Annotated in this window: 21 protein-coding genes; 8 read left to right on the top strand and 13 right to left on the bottom strand. The window is 73.3% G+C overall.

The window, feature by feature from the left end; all coding sequences use genetic code 11:
- The first annotated feature begins 86 nt into the window (after positions 1 to 86).
- Entirely contained in the window at positions 87 to 779 is a 693-nt protein-coding gene (gene snpA, locus ACFV9W_RS22085; RefSeq protein WP_385763423.1) for a snapalysin, read from the top strand.
- 130 nt (positions 780 to 909) lie between these two features.
- Here the strand turns inward: snpA and ACFV9W_RS22080 are convergent, their stop codons facing one another.
- From ACFV9W_RS22080 to ACFV9W_RS22060, 5 genes are all read right to left on the bottom strand, one after another.
- Positions 910 to 1,908 (bottom strand): endonuclease/exonuclease/phosphatase family protein, encoded by a 999-nt coding sequence (locus ACFV9W_RS22080; protein WP_385763443.1) that lies wholly within the window; start codon positions 1,906 to 1,908, stop codon positions 910 to 912.
- An 86-nt stretch (positions 1,909 to 1,994) separates the two neighbouring features.
- Positions 1,995 to 2,489 (bottom strand): hypothetical protein, encoded by a 495-nt coding sequence (locus tag ACFV9W_RS22075; protein WP_385763421.1) that lies wholly within the window; start codon positions 2,487 to 2,489, stop codon positions 1,995 to 1,997.
- The gene (locus tag ACFV9W_RS22070; RefSeq protein WP_385763419.1) at positions 2,419 to 3,375 is read right to left on the bottom strand and encodes a hypothetical protein; all 957 of its coding nucleotides are present in this window, start codon (positions 3,373 to 3,375) and stop codon (positions 2,419 to 2,421) included. The genes ACFV9W_RS22075 and ACFV9W_RS22070 overlap by 71 nt, the downstream gene beginning before the upstream one ends.
- Before the next feature lie 69 nt (positions 3,376 to 3,444).
- Positions 3,445 to 4,299 (bottom strand): ABC transporter permease, encoded by an 855-nt coding sequence (locus ACFV9W_RS22065; RefSeq protein WP_385763417.1) that lies wholly within the window; start codon positions 4,297 to 4,299, stop codon positions 3,445 to 3,447.
- Positions 4,296 to 5,321, bottom strand: coding sequence for an ATP-binding cassette domain-containing protein (locus tag ACFV9W_RS22060; RefSeq protein WP_385763415.1), 1,026 nt, complete (start codon positions 5,319 to 5,321; stop codon positions 4,296 to 4,298). Before ACFV9W_RS22060 ends, ACFV9W_RS22065 begins: the two co-directional genes overlap by 4 nt.
- 163 nt (positions 5,322 to 5,484) lie before the next feature.
- Between ACFV9W_RS22060 and ACFV9W_RS22055 the strand changes: the two genes are divergently transcribed.
- Positions 5,485 to 5,916 (top strand): SH3 domain-containing protein, encoded by a 432-nt coding sequence (locus ACFV9W_RS22055; protein WP_385763413.1) that lies wholly within the window; start codon positions 5,485 to 5,487, stop codon positions 5,914 to 5,916.
- Between the two features lie 35 nt (positions 5,917 to 5,951).
- On the opposite strand, the gene ACFV9W_RS22050 is transcribed toward ACFV9W_RS22055, so the two are convergent.
- A complete protein-coding gene (locus tag ACFV9W_RS22050) occupies positions 5,952 to 6,401 on the bottom strand; it encodes a hypothetical protein (protein ID WP_385763411.1) in 450 nt (149 codons plus the stop codon).
- A 125-nt stretch (positions 6,402 to 6,526) separates the two neighbouring features.
- Between ACFV9W_RS22050 and ACFV9W_RS22045 the strand changes: the two genes are divergently transcribed.
- Positions 6,527 to 7,162 (top strand): NAD(P)-dependent oxidoreductase, encoded by a 636-nt coding sequence (locus tag ACFV9W_RS22045; RefSeq protein WP_385763409.1) that lies wholly within the window; start codon positions 6,527 to 6,529, stop codon positions 7,160 to 7,162.
- Here ACFV9W_RS22045 and ACFV9W_RS22040 read toward each other — a convergent pair.
- The 5 genes from ACFV9W_RS22040 to ACFV9W_RS22020 form a co-directional block, all read right to left on the bottom strand.
- The gene (locus ACFV9W_RS22040) at positions 7,090 to 8,415 is read right to left on the bottom strand and encodes a PP2C family protein-serine/threonine phosphatase (protein ID WP_385763407.1); all 1,326 of its coding nucleotides are present in this window, start codon (positions 8,413 to 8,415) and stop codon (positions 7,090 to 7,092) included. The genes ACFV9W_RS22045 and ACFV9W_RS22040 overlap by 73 nt on opposite strands.
- A gap of 71 nt (positions 8,416 to 8,486) precedes the next feature.
- Complete coding sequence (locus ACFV9W_RS22035) at positions 8,487 to 9,905, bottom strand: helix-turn-helix domain-containing protein (RefSeq protein WP_385763405.1); 1,419 nt, start codon at positions 9,903 to 9,905, stop codon at positions 8,487 to 8,489.
- 47 nt (positions 9,906 to 9,952) lie between these two features.
- Entirely contained in the window at positions 9,953 to 10,783 is an 831-nt protein-coding gene (locus tag ACFV9W_RS22030; RefSeq protein WP_385763403.1) for a ParB/RepB/Spo0J family partition protein, read from the bottom strand.
- Positions 10,783 to 11,583, bottom strand: a complete 801-nt coding sequence (locus tag ACFV9W_RS22025; RefSeq protein WP_385763401.1) for a ParA family protein — start codon at positions 11,581 to 11,583, stop codon at positions 10,783 to 10,785. The genes ACFV9W_RS22030 and ACFV9W_RS22025 overlap by 1 nt, the downstream gene beginning before the upstream one ends.
- A 59-nt stretch (positions 11,584 to 11,642) precedes the next feature.
- Positions 11,643 to 12,881 carry an MFS transporter gene (locus ACFV9W_RS22020; RefSeq protein ID WP_385763399.1) on the bottom strand — a complete coding sequence of 413 codons (1,239 nt, stop codon included), beginning with the start codon at positions 12,879 to 12,881 and terminating at the stop codon, positions 11,643 to 11,645.
- Between the two features lie 117 nt (positions 12,882 to 12,998).
- On the opposite strand from ACFV9W_RS22020, the gene ACFV9W_RS22015 reads away from it, so the two are divergent.
- Positions 12,999 to 13,931, top strand: coding sequence for a LysR family transcriptional regulator (locus tag ACFV9W_RS22015; protein WP_385763397.1), 933 nt, complete (start codon positions 12,999 to 13,001; stop codon positions 13,929 to 13,931).
- Positions 13,932 to 14,010: 79 nt separating this feature from the next.
- Positions 14,011 to 14,973 carry a S8 family peptidase gene (locus ACFV9W_RS22010; RefSeq protein ID WP_385763395.1) on the top strand — a complete coding sequence of 321 codons (963 nt, stop codon included), beginning with the start codon at positions 14,011 to 14,013 and terminating at the stop codon, positions 14,971 to 14,973.
- Here ACFV9W_RS22010 and ACFV9W_RS22005 read toward each other — a convergent pair whose 3' ends face one another.
- The gene (locus ACFV9W_RS22005; RefSeq protein ID WP_385763393.1) at positions 14,974 to 16,773 is read right to left on the bottom strand and encodes a DUF6049 family protein; all 1,800 of its coding nucleotides are present in this window, start codon (positions 16,771 to 16,773) and stop codon (positions 14,974 to 14,976) included.
- A 268-nt stretch (positions 16,774 to 17,041) separates the two neighbouring features.
- Between ACFV9W_RS22005 and cbiE the strand changes: the two genes are divergently transcribed.
- On the top strand, positions 17,042 to 18,286 hold the full coding sequence (cbiE, locus tag ACFV9W_RS22000) for a precorrin-6y C5,15-methyltransferase (decarboxylating) subunit CbiE (RefSeq protein WP_385763391.1): 1,245 nt from the start codon (positions 17,042 to 17,044) through the stop codon (positions 18,284 to 18,286).
- On the top strand, positions 18,283 to 19,026 hold the full coding sequence (gene cobM, locus ACFV9W_RS21995; RefSeq protein WP_385763389.1) for a precorrin-4 C(11)-methyltransferase: 744 nt from the start codon (positions 18,283 to 18,285) through the stop codon (positions 19,024 to 19,026). Before cbiE ends, cobM begins: the two co-directional genes overlap by 4 nt.
- A gap of 401 nt (positions 19,027 to 19,427) precedes the next feature.
- On the opposite strand, the gene ACFV9W_RS21990 is transcribed toward cobM, so the two are convergent.
- Positions 19,428 to 20,549, bottom strand: a complete 1,122-nt coding sequence (locus ACFV9W_RS21990) for a cobalt-precorrin-5B (C(1))-methyltransferase (RefSeq protein WP_385763387.1) — start codon at positions 20,547 to 20,549, stop codon at positions 19,428 to 19,430.
- 11 nt (positions 20,550 to 20,560) lie between these two features.
- Between ACFV9W_RS21990 and ACFV9W_RS21985 the strand changes: the two genes are divergently transcribed.
- Positions 20,561 to 21,301: a cobalt-precorrin-6A reductase gene (locus ACFV9W_RS21985; protein WP_385763385.1), complete on the top strand. Its 741-nt coding sequence runs from the start codon at positions 20,561 to 20,563 to the stop codon at positions 21,299 to 21,301.
- The last annotated feature ends 7 nt before the right edge of the window (positions 21,302 to 21,308 follow it).

Here is a 21,308-nt window from a genome sequence, read left to right as displayed (position 1 = left end):
GTCAACGGTGTGGTGATAGCGCGGAGTTATCGCGTATTGGCATCTATCCCGTGCGTCTCACCCGCCCCAGACTCTCACGCATGGACATGACACAACCCCCCACGGTCATCCGTCTGTTCGCCTGCGCCCTCGGCGCCGGCCTCACCGTCACCGCCCTCGCCGCGAGCCCGGCGACGGCCCACGAGGCGTCCCCCCACCAGACGTCCTCACACCAGACGTCCGCGGCCTCGGCCGCGCGCTACGCCGGTTCAGCCGAGGAGTCCGCCGCCAACAAGGCGTTCTTCGACGCCGTCCTGAAGTCCGTCGCCGAGAAGCGGGCCGCGAACCCCGGTGCCGAGTCCGTCACCGTGTCGTACGACGCCTCGCAGGCTCCCACCTTCCAGCAGCAGATAGCGAGCAGCACGTCGATCTGGAACTCGTCGGTGTCGAACGTGAAGCTCCAGGCCTCGTCGGGCGGGGGCGACTTCTCGTACCGCGAGGGCAACGACTCGCGCGGTTCGTACGCGTCCACGGACGGGCACGGCAGAGGCTACGTCTTCCTGGACTACGCGCAGAACCAGGAGTACGACTCCACGCGCGTGACCACGCACGAGACGGGCCATGTCCTCGGCCTGCCCGATCACTACGAGGGGCCGTGCAGCGAGCTGATGTCGGGCGGCGGCCCCGGCCCCTCGTGCACCAACGCGAACCCGGACGCGAACGAGAAGGCCCAGGTGGAATCCCTGTGGGCCAACGGCTTCGCCAAGGCCCTGCACAAGGCTGAGGCCGCGCTCCGGTAGGCGGCCCGGCGGGCGAGGCGCGCGGCCCGGCCCCCACCTGCGACCTGACCGCAGCGGGCCGCCGTCTTCCGCACACACCGGGCCACCGTCCGCCTCCCCATGGACGGTGGCCCGGTGCGGCGCGTGCGGCTCAGCCGTGCAGCGTCAGGTCCACCAGGAGAGCCCGGTGGTCCGTGTCCGCGAGGCGGATGAAGCGGGACGCGTCCGCGGAGAATTCGTCGGTCACCAGTACGTGGTCGATCTGCGTGCCCAGCGGTCCCGGCGCCTTCGACGGCCAGCTCGGCGTGCGGGCGTGGCCGGTGAGGCGGGCCGCGTCGCGCAGCCCTCCCGCGTCGAGGATCCGGCGGAACGCCGCGTGGTCCTGCGTCGCGTTGAAGTCCCCCGCCGCGATCCCGGGCCCCTCGCCGGCCCGCACCGCGTCCGCGAGGCGGCCCAGTTCCGCCTTCCACACGCCCACCTGGTCGGGCAACGGCGGCATGGGATGCGCGAGTTGGAGGCGCACCGCGTGCCCCCGGACGTCCGCGACGGCGGCGGGCATGCCCATCGTCCCGGCCACCGTGGGCGCCTTCTTCAGCGGGAATCTGCTGAGGATCGTCGAGCCCTCGGAGCCGTCCGCCGCCACGGACTGCCGGTGCGGATAGCGGGTGCGCAGCGACTCGCGGTCGAGCGCGTCCCGGCAGGGCCGCCCGCACTCCTCGACGAACACGAGGTCGGGGCGGTGCCGGGTGACCGTGTCGATCAGGGCGTTCGTGCCGCGGCTGAACTGGACGTTGGACGTGAGCACCCGGACGCCGGACACGGGGGCGCCGTCCGGCTCGACGTCCCGCCCGTACGGCTCCATGTACCAGGCGAGCGCGCCCAGTACGACGACGCCCCACACCATCCCCGTACGCCAGCGGGAGAGCAGCGCGAGGAGCAGCGCGGCGGCCGTGGGGGCGAGCAGCCAGGGCAGGAACGCCAGGAGCTGCGGGACGGGCGTCAGCGCGTCGCGGTCCGCGGCCCGGCAGCCGACCACCACGCTGACCGCCGCGAGGAGCAGCGCCGCCGCCCACGCCCCCGTCCTGTGCACGCGGCGGCGCCCGGCGTCCCGCGGCTCGTACCGCAGGTCGTCGGGCGCCTCGTCGGTGATGTGCTGCTGCCTCTGGCCCAAGGCCCGGCCCCCGTCCCCGTACCGCTCTGTTCGGAGTTCTCCAGGTTAGCCGGGGTGCGTGCCCGTCAGGCCGGTTTGGCGGCCCCGGGGTTGGGGGCGCGGCCGTGGTCGGAGGCGAGCGCCCAGATGACGAAGACGCCGATGCCGATGGAGATGACCGACCACACGGGCGCGTACGGCAGGAACAGGAAGTACTCGACGACGTAGAGCGCGGCGAAGCCGATGCCCGCGCCGCGCGCCCAGTCCTTCTCCTTGAGCACGCCCCAGCCGGTGACCGCGACGAGCGCGCCGATGACGAGGTGGATCCAGCCCCACGTGGTGAGGTCGAAGGCGTAGACGTAGTCGCCGATCCGGCTGTAGACGTCGTCCTTGGCGATGGCCGCGATCCCGTTGAGGACGCCGAGGCAGCCGCTGACCAGCATCAGCACGCCCGCGAACAGGGTGCCTCCGGCCGCCCAGTCGGTGCGGGGGCCCTGGCCGCGGGTGGGGTCAGGGTCGGGTGTGCGGTGGTCCTTGGACCAGGTGGTCGTCGACCCGTTCTCCGGTGGTGTGTTGGTCATGCGGGCGCCTCCTCGTGTCACCGGAATGCTCGCGCCGCAGTGACGAGGCGGCATTCCGTGCGCGGCCGAACGGGTGTCGGCCGAGCCACGCCGCGAGCGCCACCAGCACGCCGACGCCGACGATCACCCACGACGCGGTGCGCAGGGGCGAGGTCAGGGCGTCGTACACCGAGGCCGTGGCCGCCTTGTTCGCGGCGCCGGAGATGTCGTCGAGCGTCAGCGCGCGGGCGAGCGGCAGCGCGACGAGCAGCGCGGCCGCGCTCAGGGCGGCGCCGAGGGCCGTCCAGGCGAGCGCGTGGCGGCGGCGCGCGGCGAGCGCGAGGCCCGCCACGGCGCACACCACGGCCGCCAACGGCAGCCAGGGGCCCGCGAGTTGGAGGGTGTGGAAGCCCTTGCGCAGCCCGGCCAGATCACCGGCGGACAGCAGGGTGACCTCGGTGTGGGCGACGGGGATCCGCTCGGCGAACGGCACGCCGTCCGCCTCCAGCTGCTCCTTGACCTGCCGGGTGACGGGGGCCAGGTCGACGGTGACGGGCCCCGTGGTGCCCTCGTCGAGCGCCTGCTGCACGGCGTCGTGGGCGGCGCGGTTCGCGGTGTTCCAGGCGCCGCGGAAGGCGTCGGTGCCGGTGAACGAGACGACCGCGTCGTGCAGATAGTCCGCGAGGACGGATTCGAGGGCGCCCACGTCGAGGTTCTTGACGACCTCGGTGGTCACCGCGTCGGCGACCGCATTCTGCACATCCGGATCGCCGGCCAGCGGCGCCATCGTCGACACGTACCGGTCGCTGTCGCCGATCTCGTACTTCGCCCAGGTGGAGAGCGTGCCGAGCGGGACGAGCAGACAGGCGACGACGAGCAGGACGACGGAGACGGTTCTTCGGGTCACCGTCCCAGGCAAGTCCCCGCCCGCGCGGCGCGCGAGCGGGGTGGGTGCATACGGACTACCGGAAAGCCCCTACTTGCGGTTGTAGAGCCGCATCGTGACGGGCCCGAACACGGCGATGAGCAGCGCCGCCCAGCCCAGCGACCACAGCACCTCGGACGTCGGCCAGTCGCCGTCCATCAGGCCGCGCACGGCGGACGCGACGTGGGTGACGGGGTTGTTGTTGACGAAGGCCTGCAGCCAGCCCGGCATGGTCTCGGGCTTCACGAAGATGTCGCTGAGGAACGTCAGCGGGAAGATCACCATCATGCTGACGCCCATCACCGACTTCTCGGTGCGCAGCAGCAGCCCGAACATCGTCCAGATCCACGAGAACGCGAACGAGAAGACGAGCAGGACCGCGATGGCCGCGAGGACGCCGAGCACCCCGCCGTCCGGCCGGAACCCCATGATCAGGCCGACGACGAGCATCACGACGGACGCGATCGTGTAGCGCAGGGCGTCGCCGAGGAGGTACCCGACCATGACGGCGGGGCGCCAGATCGGCAGCGTACGGAAGCGGTCGAAGACGCCCTTCTCGATGTCGGTGTTGACCGAGACGCCCGTGTACATCGTGATCATCACGACCGACATCACGAGGATGCCGGGCAGCAGGTACTGGATGTACTCGCTCGGGGAGCCGGCCAGGGCCCCGCCGAACAGGTACGTGTACATCAGCACCATCATCACCGGGAACGCCGTGACGTCGAAGAGCTGCTCCGGCACGTGCTTGATCTTCAGGATCGCCCGCCAGCCGAAGGTGAGCGACGCGGACAGGGCGCTGGGCCGGGGCGGCCGCTCCTTGGCGATGAGCAGTTCGGCGAGGGACTCGGCGCTGACCGGGGCCAGTTCCTGCGCTTCGGTACTGGGGGTGGTGGCGGTGGTCATGCCGTCGCCTCCTCGGACGTCGTCTGGTCGCGTACGGGGTTCTGGTCCCGCACGGGCTGGTCGGTGAGAGCCAGGAACACCTCGTCGAGGCTGGGCTGGCCGAGGGCGAAGGTGTCCACGGTGATGCGGGCTGCGGCCAGTTCGGCCAGCGCGCGGGAGGCCTGCTCGGCGGCGCCCCGGCCGTTCGACGCGCCGCCGACGCGGGCGGTGAGCGCCACCGGGTCGGGCTCCAGGACCACCTGCGCGTCGAGCACGGTGTTCAACAGCCGCTCGGCGTCCGGGCGTTGGTGCGCGTCGCGCAGGCGTACGTGCACGGAGCCGGAGCCGACCGAGGACTTCAGCTCGCCCTTGGTGCCCTCGGCGATCACGCGGCCCTTGTCGATGACGGCGATCCGGGCGGCCAGCTGGTCGGCCTCGTCGAGGTACTGGGTGGTCAGCAGGACCGTCGTGCCCTGGGCGACGACCGCGCGGACGATCTCCCACACCTGGTTGCGGCTGCGCGGGTCGAGCCCCGTGGTCGGCTCGTCCAGGAACAGCAGGTCGGGGGTGTTCAGGATGGACGCGGCGATGTCGATACGGCGCCGCATGCCGCCCGAGTAGTTCTTCACCTGCCGACCCGATGCTTCCAACAGGCCGAAGGCGTCGAGGAGTTGGTCGGCCCTGGCGGCCGCGGACTTCTTGCCGTGGCCGGTCAGGCGGGCGAGCAGCACGAGGTTCTCGTGGCCCGTCAGGTCCTCGTCGACCGACGCGTACTGGCCGGTGAGGCTGACGCGGGAGCGCACCGCGTCGGCCTCGCGCACCACGTCGTGGCCGAAGACGTGGGCCTCGCCCGCGTCCGGCCGCAGCAGCGTGGCGAGCATCTTCACGGCGGTGGTCTTGCCCGCGCCGTTCGGTCCGAGCACGCCGTAGACCGTGCCGGCCGGGACGGTCAGGTCGATGCCGTCGACGGCGCGGTTGTCGCCGAAGGTCTTGACGAGGCCGGCGGTCTCGATGGCCAGGCCGGTCGTGGTGCGGGTGCTCATTTCGGATGCCCCTCTCGGTCACGTCACAGAGTCAGACCGGCCCCGCGCCGGGAACTCATCGGCGCTCCCCAGTCTGCCGCGGCTCCGGTGGAGCATTGGGCCGAACGGGTGTTTCCTGGACGTGGGGGCGTGAAGATCTTGGGCTCACTTCTGGAGGCCGATCATGCGCCGAACCACTCCGGCTCTCGCCGCCGCCGGGCTGCTGGCGGGCGGGCTGCTCGCCGTCACCGCCGCGGCACCGGCCAGTGCGAACAGCGGGGACGTCGTCTGGGGGACGGTCGTCTCGCCGTCCGATCTCAATCTGCGCTCGAGTCCGAGCACCTCGGCGTCCGTCGTGTACCGGCTCGCGCCGGGCAGCCAGGACCGCATCGAGTGCGCCACCGACGGCTCGTCCGTGCACGGCACCACGACCTGGTACTGGTTCACGGGCGCCCGCGGCTGGGCCAGCGGCGCGTACGTCGACACCGGAGGCCGTGCTGTGCCGAGCTGCACGTCCGGGGCGCCGTCCGACGGGCCGCGGCACGATCGCGATCATGACCACGGCCCGAGCAGCTTCTACTACCGCGAGTACCGGGAGTTCGGCGTCACGTTCTAGGAGACGTCGGCCGGCACCCGTATGGAACATACGTTCTATACGGGTGCGTACTCGCTCGCCGAGTAATAGCGGTAGTACGTACCCACGAACGTCGCCGCCCCGATGACCAGGCCGAGCATGATCGACCACAGGATCGCGGGGTCCGACAGGCTGTGCAGGAAACCGATCGCGATGCCGGCGAAAGCGCCCCACGCCGAGGCCCGCGCGAGGAAGTGCCGGCCGGCCTGCCCCTTCGACCAGTGGTGGATGCCGAAGCAGAGCGCCGCCACGATGATGCCCGTGACGAAGCCGAGCGCGATGTTGCCTCCGGTGACCTCGCCGCCGAAGCGGTCGATGCTCGCCGCCCAGAATCCGTACGCGATGCCGGTCACGACGGGAATGACGACGGCCGCGCTCGTCGGCGAGATCGCCGCGCCACTGGTCCTGCCGCCGGTGCTGCCGCTGGTGCCGCCGCGTCCGGGTGCGGGTGCCGCATGCTGAGCCATGACGGGCTCCTTTCTGCCAGGCCCCCTCGGATGCCCCGAGTTCCGCGTCCTTCGCCTTCCATTGACCTCTCGTGGCCCGCCCTTCGCAACATGCGCGCACCGGCGCACCGTGTTTCGCTGACCCCATGAACATCCTGCTCCTGGGCGCCACCGGCATGGTCGGCAGCCGCATCGCCGCCGAGGCCCTGGGCCGCGGCCACAGCGTGACCGCCGTCAGCCGCTCCGGCGACGTGCCCGTCGCCGGTGTCACGGCCGTCGCGGCGGACGTCTCCGACGTGCAGCGGCTGACGGAACTCGCGGGCGGGCACGACGCCGTGGCCTCCGCCCTCGCGCCGCCGCGCGACGGCTCCGATCCGGTCAAGCCGTTCCTCGCGCTCAACCAGTCCGTGGTCGCCGGGGTGCGCGGCTCCGGGGTCGCGCGGCTCGTGGTGGTCGGCGGGGCGGGCAGCCTGGAGGTCGCGCCCGGCGAGGCGCTCGCGGACCAGCCGGGCTTCCCCGACGCGTACCGCGGCGAGGCGCTCGCGCACCGGGACGTGCTGGAGTATCTGCGTACGGTCGACGACCTGGACTGGACGTACATCTCGCCGGCCGCGGAGATCGGTCCGGGGGAGCGCACCGAGGAGTTCCGGATCGGCGGCGACCGGCTGATGCAGGATGCGGACGGCCAGAGCCGGATCAGCGCCGAGGACTACGCGCTGGCCTTCGTCGACGAGATCGAGCGCGACGCGCACTCCAGGAAGCGCATGTCGGTGGCGTACTGAGCCGCGGCCCCCCGAACGGCGGTGTCGGCGGTCTCCTTCTTCTCCGGCCGGTACTCGTACAGCTCGGCGTCCACCCCGCCCGGGTACGGCGCGCGCTCCGCGGTCCTGCGGATCACGGTGATCGCCGCGTCGTCGCTCGGCGGCCCGTACCGGTGCGCGCGCAGATCCTCCGCGAGGCGGCCGAGCAGCGCCTCGGGCGGCTCCTGCGCGCCGTCCGGTGACACCAGGAACGGCAGCCGCTCCCGTACGGGGTAGAAGGTGCCGCCCTGGTCGCGGCACTCGGTCACACCGTCGGTGAAGAGGATCAGCGTGTCCCCGACCCCGAAGGGCAGCCGGGCCACGCCCGGCGCCGCCGCGCCCAGCGTCCCCATGCCGAGGGGGAGCCCGGCCGGCAGCTCGGGGGTGTGCACGCGGCCGTCCGCCGTGACGACCAGCGGCGGCTCGTGCCCGAAGTTGACGACGTCGACGCACTCGGGGGCCGTCGGCGGGAAGTGCAGCAGCAGGCCCGTGGAGAACGCGTCCGTGAGGCCCTCGTCGTCGGTGAGCCGGGTCCAGGCGCTGTAGCGCTGCATGGCGATCTCCAGGCGCCGCGCCACCTCCTCGATCCGATCCTCGTGGTACGCCGCCTCCCGGAACGCGCCGAGCAGCCACGCCGACGCGGACACCGCGGGCAGACCCTTTCCGCTGACGTCGCCGAGCACGGCGCGCACCCCGTACGGCGAGGGCTGGAAGTCGTACCAGTCGCCGCCGACCCGGGCCGCACGCGCGGCGGGCTGGTAGAAGTCGGCGATGCGCAGGTCCTCGAAGCGTTCGGGCAGTCCGCGCATCACCGCGCGCTGCGTGGCCTCGGCGATGTCCGTGAGGGCCTGCACGCGGGCCCGCTGCTCCTCCCTGCGGCGCGCGATCAGCACGCCGAGCAGGCCGCCGGTGCCGATCATCAGCGGCCCGAGCACGGACCAGCCGCCGGTCGGCAGCGGCGCCACGGCCTGCAGCCCGATGTAGACGCAGATCAGCAGCCCGGTGAGGACGGCCGTGACGGACACGGGGGCGAGCAGCGCCACCGCGATCGGCACGAGGCCGAGCAGGGCGCGGGCCCGGAAGTCGGCGGGCGTCGCGACGTCGAGGGTGGCGATGATCAGCGCCATCACCGCGACGAGCAGCACCATGGCACGCCAGCCGCCCGTGGGGCGGGAGTCGGAAGGGGCCGCGCCACGGATCGAGGAGTGGAAGCCGCTCGAGCCACGAGATGTCATCACGTCGAGCATGCGGGGCATTCGTCGTGAGCAGTAGGGACGAAGGTCCGTACGCCGGTGAGATCCGGGTCTCAGTGCACAGGCACGGTCACGAAGCGCGACGTCACGTGCAGGTCCGCCGCGATGCGCTCCGCGGCCCCGGTGAGCTCCGCCGCCCATGCGGCGTCGTCCCCGCGCCCCTGGTGCGCGGTGACGTCGAGCGCGGACACCACGCGGCCCGCCCGGTCCCGCACCGGCACGGCGACCGAGCGCAGCCCGGCCTCGGGCCCGTCGGCGACGGCGAGCTCCCCGCCGTCCCGCAGCAGCCGCCCGGCGGCCGTGTCCGCGGCGGGCAGCCGGGAGCCGACGCCGATGTCGACGCTCATGACGCGGCGCGGCGTCACCCGCGCGGTGCACCGCACGGCCGCGCCGTCCGGCACCGACAGGCCGACGGACTCCCCGAGCCGCTCCGACAGGGCCGCGATGTGCGGTGCGGCGATGCGGGGGAGCGTGGTGCGGGACAGGGGCGCGCAGCCGAGGGCGAGGACGCGGGGGGTGAGGCGGTACGTGTGGTCTTCGCGGGTGACGTAGCCGAGGTGGTCGTAGGTGATGAGGGCGCGGCGGGCCGTGGCCCGGGCGAGGCCCGTGGCCTCGGCGATTTCGGTGAGTGTGAGGGCGGGGTGGGCGGCGTTGAAGACGGTCAGGACGGTGAGGCCTCTGGCGAGCGACACGATGGGGGCGCGGCCAAGATCAGCCCCGCCGGCGATTGAGGCGGGGGGTCCGGGGCAGAGCCCCGAGGCGTAGGAGGAAGTGTCCAGCACAGATTCCATCGACCGCACACACGCCTCCAACGGCCCCCGCACCGCCCCCGCCAGCTCCCCGGCGGCATGCCGGCTCGTGTGGCTCACCACGCTCAGCGCGCAGACCGCGGAACCGTCGGGGCCCCGCACGGGGACCGCCACCGCGACCAGGCCCGGTTCCACGAGTTGGTCGTCGACGGCCAGCGGAAGGTCGTCCCGGAACACCAGCCCGGGGGCGCACCCGGCCATCGGCAGCGCGTCGCCCACCCGGAAGCTGATGGACAGGGCCCGCCTGCGCAGCACCTGGTGGACGAAGCGGATGTCGGTGCCGTCGGGGACCGCGAGGGAGACGGATTCGTCGAGCTCGTCGGCCAGTTCGTCGGCGAGGGGGCCGAGGAGACCCGGCACCCGCAGCGCGTCCAGGCAGGCGTTGGCGACGCTCATCAGGGGCGGGGCGAGCGCGGCATCGCGCCCGTCGAGGCGGACGAGGCCCAGGTGGGCGAGGGTCGCGCAGATCCGGTCGACCGTGGAGCGGGCCAGGCCCGTGACCCGGGCGAGGTCGGCGAGCGCGAGGGTGCCGTCCCCGTCCGCGGCCGCCGTGAGGCTCCGCAGCACGTCGAGGCCGCGCATCAGCGGGGCGACGGCCTCGGCGGGCGGCTGCGGTGTCAGGGACGTCGACGGCATGGTCGGCACGGTCGGCACTTCGAGCACGGGGCCACGGTAGGCGAACACGGCGGCCGCATCGACGACACGGTCGGCTATCGGCCGAGCAGTTCGATGATCCGGTCGAGGGTGGCCGGGGCCAGATGCCGGCGGAGCGCCTCGACCACATCGTCCGGGGTGCCCCGGCTGTCGATCTTGATTACGCCGTAATCGCGGCCGCGCTTCTCCTTGCGGGCGGCCGGGACGGTCGCGGCCTCCTCCGGTTCGCCGGGGAGCACCTGCTCGTCCTTCGGGAGGCGGGCGATGCGGCGGGCGTCCTCGATGGAGACGCGGCCGTCGGCGAGCGCCTCCTGGATGTCCTCGCGCAGCTTCATCAGCGACAGGCGCTGCGAGATGAAGCCCTGCGTCTTGCCGATCCGGGCGGCGACCTGGCGCTGCGAGTAGCCGTAGGAGGTGATCAGGCCCTGGATGGCCTGCGCCTGCTCCAGTTCCGTGAGGTCGTCGCGCTGCACGTTCTCGATCAGCGCGTCCTCGTCGGAACGCGTGGCGTCGTCCCTGACCAGCACCGGAACCTCGTCGAGGCCCGCCATTCGGGCCGCCGCGAGCCGCCGGTGGCCGTGCAGGACGACGTACGGGGCCTTGCCCACGGCCTCCTTGTGGTGCGGGCGCGCGGCGAGGAAGACGGCGGCGGAGACGACACCGAGGGCCTGGAGGACGCCGCGTTCGCGGACCGTCTCGGCGAGCCCGTCGAGGTCGCGCAGCTCGTGGCGCGGGTTGTCCGGGTTCTCGGTGAGGTCGGCGATCGGGACGGTGAGCGGCTTGGTGTCGGGGCGTCTGCGCTGGGCGGGCGCCGCGGCCTGCTGCTCCTTCTCGGCGGCCTCCTTCTCGGAGGACAGGAGCGAGGAGAGGTCGGTACGGCGGCCCATCAGACGTTCACCTTCTTGCTGTTCCCGCCGGACTTCGCGGCGGCCTTCTTGGAGCGGGAGGACTTCTTGGCGGCGCGGGTCGGCGCCGGGATCGCCGCGAGGCCGACCTCCAGGGCGAGCCGGAAGAAGTCCTCGCGGGCCTGGAGCGCGACCCGGTTGGCGCCGTACTGCGTGACGACCAGGCCGTCCGCGCTGGCCCGCGTGTGCAGCTTGTAGTGGCGCACGACGGTGCGCGCGAGCGGCCAGTCCTGCGCCTCGACGAACTTGCGGGTCTGCGCCAGGTCGGCCTTGCCGTCGCGCGGGTCCCAGTTGTTGATGACCACGCGGAACGGCAGCCCGCGCGGCTTCACGACGCGCTCCACGGTGCGCTGCGTGGGCTGGAAGCCGAGCGGCTCCGGCTCGATGGGGACGATGACGTCGGTGGCGTTGGAGAGCACCGCGCGCAGGGCGTCCGCGGCGGCACCCTTGCCGAGGGGGTCGTCGCCGTCGTCGTCGGCGAGGTCGAGCCAGCCCGGGGTGTCGACGAAGACGTGCTCGGCGGACGGGATGCGGGAGAGCGCGGCGAGCCCCGAGAGGTCGTCGTGGGCCTGCACGAAGTCGAAGGGGAGGCCGTCGCCGACCCGCTCCGACCACCACACGGCCGAGCCCTGCGGGTCGATGGAGACGGCGACGACGGGCGGGCGTTCGGCGTCGGGGGCGCCGGCGCCGAGCACGTCGGCGGTGACGGCCGCGAGGTTCACGGCGAGCGTGGACTTGCCCACGCCGCCCTTCTGATTGAGGATCACGTGTACGTGTGCCACGAAAGCTCCCTAACTCTCTGAACCGGAACATCCGGTGCATTTGGGGCGGTTGTCCGTGGTCACTCTGGCAGCGTGGGCGCCGCGGGGCGGGGTGTACACGCCGGAGAGCGCAGGCCGCGCAGGAGCAGGGGCGTCGCGAGCAGCAGCAGCCCGGCGAGCGCGAGCGCCACGCGCGTGCCCGACAGGGCGGCGAGAGCGCCCCATACGAGCGTCAGCGCGGCGGTCACGGCGCGCTGCGTGACCGTCCACGCGGACAGCACCCGCGCCACCCGGTCGTCGTCCGTGAGCCGCAGCCGCTCGGCCGCCATGACCGGGTTGAAGACGGCGCAGCAGGTGATGAGGCCGAACTCGACGAGGACCACGACGAGCATCCCCGTGACACCGGGCCCCGCGAAAGCGAGACCGATCGGCCAGCACGCCCGGGCCGTCCCGCTGACGAGGAGCACCCGCCGCTCCCCGTGCCGCCGCACCAGCGGCCCGGTGAGCCGGGAGCCGACGAGGCCGCCCAGACAGGGGACCCCGAACACCAGGCCGTACTGCCAGGGCGTCAGGCCCAGATCGTCGAGGAGCAGCACCGCCATGAGCGGGGCGCCCGCCATGATCAGGGCGTTCACCAGGCCGTTGTTGAGGAACAGGGCGCGCAGCCGGGGCCGCCCCCACAGGTGCCGCCAGCCCTCGGCGATGTCGGCGGCGCCGAACCGCCCGCCGTTCGCACCGCGCGCGGGCTCCGGCTCGGGCGCGCGGATCGCGCGCACGCCGGCCGCCGACAGGACGTAGCTCACCGCGTCCAGGAGGACCGTCGTGAGCGGGCCGAACGCGCCGATGAGCACGCCGCCGAGCGGCGGTCCGACGGCCGTGGCGGTCCACTGCGTGGCCTCGAAGCGGGCGTTGGCGGGCAGCAGGCCTTCGGCCGGCACGAGCGCCTTGAGGTGGGCGCCGCTCGCCGCCCGGAACACGATGTCGGCGGCGGCCACCACCACGGAGACCAGGACGAGTTGCGTGAAGGTGAGCGCGTCGAGGGCGTACGCGACGGGCAGCGTGAGCAGCGCCGCGCAGCGCACCAGGTCCGCGAGGACCAACACGGGCCGCTTGCGCCGGAACTCGATCCACGGCCCGAGCGGCACCGCCAGCAGCGCGCCCACCGCGAGCCCGGCCGCCGCCAGGAACGACACCTGCGCGGCGCCGCTGTCCAGCGCGAGGACGGCGACCAGCTGGAACGCGTCGAGCGCCAGCCACGAACCGGCGGTGCTCACCGCGAAGGCGGCCCACAGCCACCCGAAGTCCCGCCCGAGCCGCACCGAACCGCCTCCCGTTCCCGCCGTCGACGGGGAGATCCAAGCCCCGGACGGCGCGCCACGGCAAACAACCGGCACCCGTATCTGTACAACCAGTGGTTGTATGGACGCGTGCACCCCGTGGACCTCCAGAACGTACGCACCTTCGTCGCCGTCGCCGACGAGGGGCAGATCCAGATCGCCGCCGCCGAGCTCGGCATCACCCAGCAGGCCGCCTCCAAGCGCGTCGCCGCCCTGGAGCGGGAGCTCGGCGCGCGCCTGTTCACCCGCACCCCGCGCGGCGCCCGGCTCACCCTCGACGGCGAGACCTTCCTGCCGCACGCGCGGGAGCTGCTCGCCGCCGCCGAGCGCGCCGCCGACTCCGTGCGCGGCGGCCGGCGCCCGCTGCGCGTCGACGTGCTCGGCGCCAACGTGATCACCAACGGCGTCGTGCAGGACTTCCACCAGGCCCACCCGCATCTCCCGCTCGACGTCGTCGCCCTCGGCCACGGCGGCCCCGCCGCGCTCGCGTCCGTACGCGAAGGGGGCGTCGACGCCGCGTTCTGGACGCGCGCGGTGCCCTCGGACCGGCTGCCGCGCGAGGTGCGCAGCGCCCGCGTCATCGACGAGCCGGCCATCCTCGTCACCGGCGCCGCGCACCCCCTGGCGGACCGGACCGAGGTCACGCCCGCCGACCTCGCCGGGCACCGGATCTGGATGCCCGGCATGGCCAAGGGCAGCGAATGGGCCACGTACTACGAGGAGTTGGAGCGCGCCTTCGGTCTCACCATCGACGTCGGAGGCACCACGTTCGGCGGCGGCCACCTGCTGCGGACGGTCGCGGCGGCGGACGACGTGGCGACCATCATGGGCACCCGCACCCCCCTCACGCGGCCCGCGGACATCGAGCTGCGCTTCATCCCCGTACGCCGCCCCACCCCGCTCTACCCGCTGTCGCTGCTGTGGCGGGACGACAACCGGCACCCCGGCCTCGCGGCGCTCCGTACGTATCTGACGGACCGGTACCAGCGGCCGGAGGGAGCCGACTTCTGGACGCCGGACTGGGCGCGCTGACGGCGAAGGCAGCGGCGGCGGTAGCCCACACGGCTGGCCACCACATGCGTGAGGCGGCGGTGGCCCGCAGGCTCGGACCATGCGCATCCGTACACCGCTCGTCGCCGCCACCGTCGCCAGTCTCCTGCTCCTGACCGCCTGCGGGGACGACAGCAAGCCGGACCCCATGCGGAAGGACCAGTGGGCCCTCGACGCGATGAAACTGCCCGCCGCCTGGGACACGTCGAAGGGCGACGACACGGTGATCGCCGTCGTCGACTCCGGTGTCGCCACCGACCACCCCGACCTCAAGGGCAGGCTCGTCGACGGACACGACTTCGTCGACGGCGACGACGACCCCAAGGACCTCAACGGCCACGGCACGCACGTCTCCGGGATCGCCGCCGCCCACACCGACAACGGCGTCGGCGTCGCGGGCGGCGCGCCAGGCGCCAAGATCATGCCGGTGCGGGTGCTCGGCGCGAACGGCTCGGGCTCCAACGGCAACATCACCAAGGGCATCGTCTGGGCCGCCGACCACGGCGCCGACGTCATCAACCTCTCCCTCGGCGAGGGCGTCCTGATGACGAAGCTGCTCCAGGGCGGCATCCTCAACCAGGCCATCCAGCACGCCCACGACAAGGGCGCCGTCGTCGTCGCCGCGGCGGGCAACGACGGCGCCGACACCCAGCCGTACAAGGTGCAGACACCGGTCCTGGTCGTCGGCGCGAGCACCCAGAAGGGCACGGCGGCCGACTTCTCCAACTTCGGCGCCGAGCAGGCCGTCTCGGCCCCCGGCGAGGACATCCTCTCGACCCTGCCGACGTACAAGACGAAGGAGACCCTGAAGGACACGTCCGGCTACGGGAAGCTCTCCGGCACCTCGATGGCGGCGCCCTACGTCTCCGCGCTCGCGGCGCTCCTGCACCACCAGGGGCTCGACCCCGACGAGATCATCTCCACCATCCGGGAGACGGCCGCCAACCCGAAGAAGAACGACAAGCTGGGCCTCGGCATCGTGGACGCGGAGGCGGCGGTGAAGAAGGCGGACAAGGACTCGTAATCAGTCGGTGGGACTGTTCTCGTCCTGGCCGTTCCCGTTGCGCCGGCGCATCTGGCGCATCCGGAACACCGCGGCCAGGACGATGAGCCCGACGCCCGCCGCCACCACGGCGATCGCCCCGGACGACACCGACGTCACGTCGACCTCGAAGGTCATCTCCTCGCCCCACGGCTTGCCGTCGCTCGTCGTGTAGAGCTGGGCCGTCAGACGCGCCTTGCCGTTGGCCTTCGCGGTGACGTCGATCTGGGAGGTGTGGCTCGCCGAGCCCTCGGCCGACACGGAGATCACGTCGTCGTTCACCTTGAGGCGCTGGGAGTCGCTCGACGTGACGCGCAGTTCGAGCCCGGAGACCTCCTGCTGCAGCGCGTTGTCGACCGTGACCGGGATCGAGGCGTCGCCCGACGTGACGGTGACCGTGGTCTTCGGCACCAGACGCAGCGACGTCACCGACGTCGTCAGGAAGCCCGTCGTACGGTCCTGGAACGTGCGCTGCGCCGTGTCGTCCTCGATCCGCCAGGCAGTCGCCAGGGCGCGGGCCATCGCCGCGTGCACGGAGTCCGTGGTGTCCTTCGGGTCGGCGAGCACCTTGCTGAGGGTTGCGAGCTGGTCCAGATCGCCCGCGGCGTCCGTCAGCTGGTCCTTGCCCAACTCGCTCTCGCGCAGCCGCGAGGGGTACGCGGACGGGGCCCCGGCCTTCCCCTTCACCGGGTCGTCGTCGGCCGCACGCAGGTCCTGGAGGTCGAGCCAGCCGTCATCGGTGCCGGCGTCGATGGCCGCACCGAGCGCGTCCGCGGCCGTGCCCGACAGATTGCGGGGCGGTACGAGGACGGGGCGGGCGTTCGCCTTCACGAGCGCGGTGATGTGGTCGACGGTGGCCTCGTCGGCGGTGTCGGGGCTCGCGGAGACGCTCGGGTCCGGCGACGGGTCGGAGGCGCTGGGCGACTGGGACTTCGACGGCGACCCCGACGGCGACGGGGAGGGAGTGGGGTCCGGCGCCCGGTCCTTGATGCGGCCGAGGGCGGTCGTCAGGTCGGCCTCGTAGGGCAGCGCCGTCATCGCGTCGTCGCCGCTGCCCACGGTCACCGGTTCGGCGTCCGCGGGCGTCAGTCCTTGGCCGGAGGCGAGGACCCGGGTGACGCCCAGTTTCGCGCCGAGCGCGGTCACGTCGGAGTCGAGCGCGCCGTCGGCGGGCCAGCCGAGTCCGGAGCGGGTGGTGGTGTCGAGGATCCGGTCGACCCGCTTCTTCGCGTCGGCCGCGAGCCCGGACACGACCTCCGTCAGGTCGTCGGTGTCGGTTCCGGGGTGGTGGGCGAGCGAGGCGAGGTCCGTGTCGGCGTACGGGAGGAGCCAGACCTCCCGGCCCTTGACGGCCTCCCGCAGCGCGGTGAGCCAGGAGCGGGCCGCGCCCTGCCCCGTGCCCTCGGTGGTGTCCTGTGGGGAGGCCGAGTCACTGTTCTTCGCGACGCGGTAGCCGGTCGACATCTCCTGCGCGGCGATCACCACGTCCGGGTCGAGCACCCAGCTGACGTCGCGGCCCTTGCCCGCCTCGACGACCTCGCGCAGCCGGCCGCCGGGCGCGAACAGGCCGGCGAGCGAGTCGTCGTCGAAGACGGGCTTCGCGTCCGTACCCGAGCCGAGGGCGGCCGCCGTCATGTGCGGGGTCGCGGTCACCGGCCAGACGACGGCGGTGGGCGCGGGGTCCTCCGCCGCGGATGCCTCCGGCGTGGTGCAGGGGAGGGCCGTGGCCCCGACCACCATGGCGGTCAGGGCCCAGGCCCGTGCCGTCCCGTATCCCGCCATGTCGTCCTGCCTCCCGCTGGTGCCGATCGCTCTGAGGTAACACGGTGGGAGTGTCGGGGGCGGGGACCGTACCGGCTTGCGGCGCGTCGCTCACGCCTCGGGGCTCCGCCCCGGACCCCCTGCTCAATCGCCGCAGGGGCTTGAAATGCCCATCACCAAGGTCTCGAATGTCCCGTCCATCACAGGGCTCAAAAGTCTCGTCGGTGTCGCCCGATAGAGTCGGGCCGACGTTGACGTTCTTGACGCCCCCCACCTGAGGTAATCGGCCGTGACTCCCCCCGACCCCGCCATACCGGCCGTGACCGTCGTCGGAATCGGTGCGGACGGCTGGCCGGGCCTGCCGGAGGCGTCCCGCGAGGCCCTCCGTGCCGCGGACGCGGTCGTCGGCGGGCCCCGCCAACTCGATCTGCTCCCGCCTCAGTGCCCCGGCGAACGCGTCCCCTGGCCGTCCCCGCTGCGCCCCGCCGTGCCCGGCCTCCTGGCGCGCCACGCGGGGCGTCGCGTCGCGGTCCTGGCCAGCGGTGACCCGATGTTCTACGGGATCGGCCGCACGCTCGTCGAAACCGTCGGCGCCGACGCGCTGCACGTCCTGCCGCACCCGTCGTCCGTGTCGTACGCCTGCGCGCGCCTCGGCTGGCCCGTCGAGGAGACCGAGGTGGTCACGCTGGTGGGCCGCCCGGCCGACCGGCTCGCCGCCGCGCTGCACCACGGCCGCCGGGCAGTGGTCCTCTCGGCGGGCGCGGACACCCCCGCCGAGGTCGCGAAGCTGCTGACGGACCGGGGCTTCGGGCCGAGCCGCCTGACGGTCCTGGAACGCCTCGGCGCCGAGGAGGAGTCCTCGTACGAGGGGGTGGCCGAGGACTGGACGCACGCCCCCGGCGACCCGTTGAACGTGGTCGCGGTCGACTGCCGTCGCGCCCCCGACGCCCTGCGCCTCGGCGCGGCGCCCGGCCTGCCCGACGCCGCGTACGAGAACGACGGCCAGCTCACCAAGCGCCATGTGCGCGCCGCGACGCTCGCCGCGCTCGCGCCCGCGCCCGGGGAACTGCTGTGGGACATCGGCGGCGGCTCGGGCTCGATCGGCATCGAGTGGCTGCGCACGCACCCGTCCTGCCGCGCGTACGCCGTCGAGCGGGACGCGGAGCGTGCGGCCCGTATCGAACGGAACGCCGCGCGGCTCGGGGTCCCGGGCCTGACGGTCGTGAGAGGGCCGGCCCCGGCGGCCCTCGCCGAACTCCCTTCCCCCGACGCCGTGTTCATCGGCGGCGGCCTCACCGCCCCCGGCCTGCTCGACGCCTGCTGGGCGGCGCTCGCGCCGGGCGGCCGCCTCGTCGCCAACACGGTCACGCTCGAATCCGAGGCGCTGCTCGCCACCTGGTACCGGGCCCACGGCGGCGAACTGGTGAAGCTGTCCGTCGCGCACGCGGTGCCGGTCGGCGGGTTCACGGGGTGGCGGCAGACGATGCCGGTCACGCAATGGTCCGTAACGAAGACAGAGGTAGGACAGGCATGACGGTCTATTTCATCGGGGCGGGCCCCGGCGCCGCCGACCTGATCACGGTCCGCGGCGCGCGCACGCTCGCGGACTGCCAGGTGTGCCTGTACGCGGGTTCGCTGGTCCCGGCCGAGCTCCTCGCGGAGTGCCCGGCGGACGCGAAGCTCATCGACACGGCCAACCTCGATCTCGACGCCATCGAGCGGGAGTTCGTCGCGGCGCACGAGGCCGGGCACGACGTGGCCCGGCTGCATTCCGGGGACCCGTCGGTGTTCTCCGCGGTGGCGGAGCAGATGCGGCGCCTGGACGCGCTCGGCATCCCGTACGAGGTGGTGCCCGGGGTTCCGGCGTTCGCGGCGGCGGCAGCGGCGCTGAAGCGCGAACTGACGGTGCCCACGGTCGGCCAGACGGTGATCCTGACCCGGATCGCCCAGCAGGCCACGCCGATGCCTGCCGGCGAGGACCTGGCGACGCTCGGCGCGAGCGGGGCGCTGCTGGTGCTGCACCTGGGCGCGCGGTACGTCGACCGGATCGTCGACGAGCTGCTCCCGCACTACGGTGCGGACTGCCCGGCGGCGGTCGTCGCCTACGCCAGCCGCGAGAACGAGCTGGTGCTGCGCGGCACGCTCGCGGACATCGCGGACCAGGTGAAGGAGGCGGATGTGCTGCGCACGGCGGTGATCATCGTGGGCCGCACGCTGGGCGCCTCCCAGTTCCGCGACAGCCACCTCTACTCCGTGGACCGGGACCGGCCCTAGGCCTCGGGGCTCCGCCCCGGCCCCCGCGCCTCAAACGCCGGCGGGGCTGGAATGGGCCCGCTGCCCCGCAGCTGACGGCCCTGCCCTGCCCTGTCCGCCGCCCATCTCCCACCCACCCGCCCCATCCGGGGGCGTCGGCCCCGCGGGGCGCGGTACCGCCTTGGCCAGACCGCGGGCAACCGCGGTTCCCACCCGAGACGGCGAGGTTCGCCCCGTCTGGTGCGACCTGCCGCCGACTACGGCCCCCGCCCGCGGCGATGGGGCCCCACCAGCCTTGGGCAATCTGCCGCCTCATGGGGTCTCCCCTGCTCGGAGCTTGTCGGAGAGCTTGGGGAAGGCAGGGTGGGCAAGGCGGCACCCCGGTGCCGCGCCACAGGGGCGACGGCCCCAGCCACGACGGGTCAAACGCTGGAGCGGCCGACCACCGTTCCCGCGCGGTCGATGCAGATGACGTCCACGGCGACCGGCGCGCCGCGGAGGACCGCGAGGGCCTCGTCGCGGGCCGTGTTCGCGACGAGGTCGCCCAGCGGGACGTCCGCCGCCGCGCACAGGTGAAGCGCCGCGAGGCCCGTGTTGGCCTCGGCGACCTGCTGAGCGAGGGCCTCGGACGCGCCCCCTCTACGGGCCAGGTCCGCCAGGAAGGCCTTGTCGACCTGGGACCGCCCCGAGTGCAGATCCAGGTGGCCCGCCGCCAGCTTGGACAGCTTGGCGAAGCCGCCGCAGATCGTCAGCCGGTCGACCGGATGGCGGCGGATGTACTTCAGGACCGCGCCCGCGAAATCGCCCATGTCGAGCAACGCGTCCTCCGGCAGCCCGTGTTCACGCACGACCGTCTTCTCGGACGTCGACCCGGTGCAGCCCGCGACATGCGTACGGCCCGCGGCCCGTGCCACGTCGACCCCCCGCCGGATCGAGTCGATCCACGCCGAGCACGAGTACGGCACCACGATCCCCGTCGTGCCCAGCACCGACAGGCCGCCGAGGATCCCGAGCCGCGGGTTCCAGGTCGAGCGGGCGATCTCCTCGCCGTGGTCGATGGAGAGGGTGACCTCCACGTCGCCGGGTGCGCGGTGTGCCGCCGCCACCTGCTCGATGTGCGTACGCATCATCTCGCGCGGCACCGGGTTGACGGCGGGTTCGCCGACCGGCAGCGGAAGCCCGGGCCGGGTGACCGTGCCGACGCCGGGGCCCGCCCTGAACACCACTCCGGAGCCGGGCGGGAGGCGCCGCACCGTGGACCGTACGAGCGCGCCGTGCGTGACGTCCGGGTCGTCGCCCGCGTCCTTGACCACGCCCGCCGTCGCCGAATCCCCGTCGTGGGACTCGACCGCGAGGGCGAACGACGGCGTCTGGCCCTTCGGCAGCGTGATCGTCACCGGGTCGGGGAACTCGCCGGTCAGCAGCGCCGTGTACGCGGCGGTGGTCGCGGCGGTCGCGCAGGCGCCGGTCGTCCAGCCGGGCCGCAGACCGGTGTGCTTGAGTTGGGCCCCGCGCCCGCCCTTCGGCTCAGCCGATTCGTTCATGGAGTTCCCCGATGCCGCACGTGTTGATTCTCGGCGGGACGACCGAGGCCCGGCAGCTGGCCGAGGCCCTGCACCCGCGGGTCCGCGTGACCAGTTCGCTCGCGGGGCGCGTCGCGGCGCCCCGGCTGCCGGCCGGTGAGGTGCGGATCGGCGGGTTCGGCGGTGCGGAGGGCATGGCGGCCTGGATCCGCGAGCATGCCGTGTCGGCGGTCATCGATGCCACCCATCCCTTCGCCGAGACGATCAGTTTCAACGCGGCGCGGGCCGCCGCCATCGCCCATGTTCCCCTGCTCGCGCTGCGGCGGCCCGGCTGGGTGCCGGGTGCGGGGGACGACTGGCGGGAGGTCGGCTCCCTGGCGGAGGCCGCGGAGGCGGTACGGGGGGCGGGCCGGGTCTTCCTCACGACCGGGCGGATGGGGCTCGCCGCGTTCGCCCACGTCGACGACGCGCACTTCCTCGTACGTTCCGTGGACGCGCCCGAGCCGCCGGTTCCGCCGCGGATGTCGGTGTTGCTCGACCGAGGTCCTTTCACCTTGCCCGGTGAACGCGCCGTCCTCGCGGACCACGCCATCGACGTCCTGGTGACGAAGGACAGCGGCGGCGCGGCGACCTCCCCGAAACTCGTCGCCGCGCGCGAGGCGGGCATCCCGGTCGTCGTCGTCCGCCGACCCCCGGTCCCCGAGGGGGTCCCGGTGGCGACGACGGTGGCCGAGGCGGCCGAATGGGCAGAATCAAGCCCCGCCGGCGATTGAGGCGCGG

Origin of the sequence: Streptomyces sp. NPDC059897 (genome assembly GCF_042730865.1) — a bacterium.
GTDB lineage: Bacteria > Actinomycetota > Actinomycetes > Streptomycetales > Streptomycetaceae > Streptomyces.
This window is presented reverse-complemented; position numbering and strand designations above follow the sequence as displayed.

Excerpts from the sequence above, each read along its gene's own strand:
- ACFV9W_RS22055 (WP_385763413.1), top strand. The coding sequence starts at position 5,485 with ATGCGCCGAACCACTCCGGCTCTCGCCGCCGCCGGGCTGCTGGCGGGC.
- ACFV9W_RS22060 (WP_385763415.1), bottom strand. The coding sequence starts at position 5,321 with ATGAGCACCCGCACCACGACCGGCCTGGCCATCGAGACCGCCGGCCTC.
- ACFV9W_RS22050 (WP_385763411.1), bottom strand. The coding sequence starts at position 6,401 with ATGGCTCAGCATGCGGCACCCGCACCCGGACGCGGCGGCACCAGCGGC.
- ACFV9W_RS22005 (WP_385763393.1), bottom strand. The coding sequence starts at position 16,773 with ATGGCGGGATACGGGACGGCACGGGCCTGGGCCCTGACCGCCATGGTG.
- ACFV9W_RS22030 (WP_385763403.1), bottom strand. The coding sequence starts at position 10,783 with ATGGGCCGCCGTACCGACCTCTCCTCGCTCCTGTCCTCCGAGAAGGAG.
- snpA (WP_385763423.1), top strand. The coding sequence starts at position 87 with ATGACACAACCCCCCACGGTCATCCGTCTGTTCGCCTGCGCCCTCGGC.
- ACFV9W_RS21985 (WP_385763385.1), top strand. The coding sequence starts at position 20,561 with ATGCCGCACGTGTTGATTCTCGGCGGGACGACCGAGGCCCGGCAGCTG.
- ACFV9W_RS21990 (WP_385763387.1), bottom strand. The coding sequence starts at position 20,549 with ATGAACGAATCGGCTGAGCCGAAGGGCGGGCGCGGGGCCCAACTCAAG.
- ACFV9W_RS22045 (WP_385763409.1), top strand. The coding sequence starts at position 6,527 with ATGAACATCCTGCTCCTGGGCGCCACCGGCATGGTCGGCAGCCGCATC.
- ACFV9W_RS22065 (WP_385763417.1), bottom strand. The coding sequence starts at position 4,299 with ATGACCACCGCCACCACCCCCAGTACCGAAGCGCAGGAACTGGCCCCG.
- ACFV9W_RS22075 (WP_385763421.1), bottom strand. The coding sequence starts at position 2,489 with ATGACCAACACACCACCGGAGAACGGGTCGACGACCACCTGGTCCAAG.
- cobM (WP_385763389.1), top strand. The coding sequence starts at position 18,283 with ATGACGGTCTATTTCATCGGGGCGGGCCCCGGCGCCGCCGACCTGATC.
- ACFV9W_RS22040 (WP_385763407.1), bottom strand. The coding sequence starts at position 8,415 with ATGACATCTCGTGGCTCGAGCGGCTTCCACTCCTCGATCCGTGGCGCG.
- ACFV9W_RS22010 (WP_385763395.1), top strand. The coding sequence starts at position 14,011 with ATGCGCATCCGTACACCGCTCGTCGCCGCCACCGTCGCCAGTCTCCTG.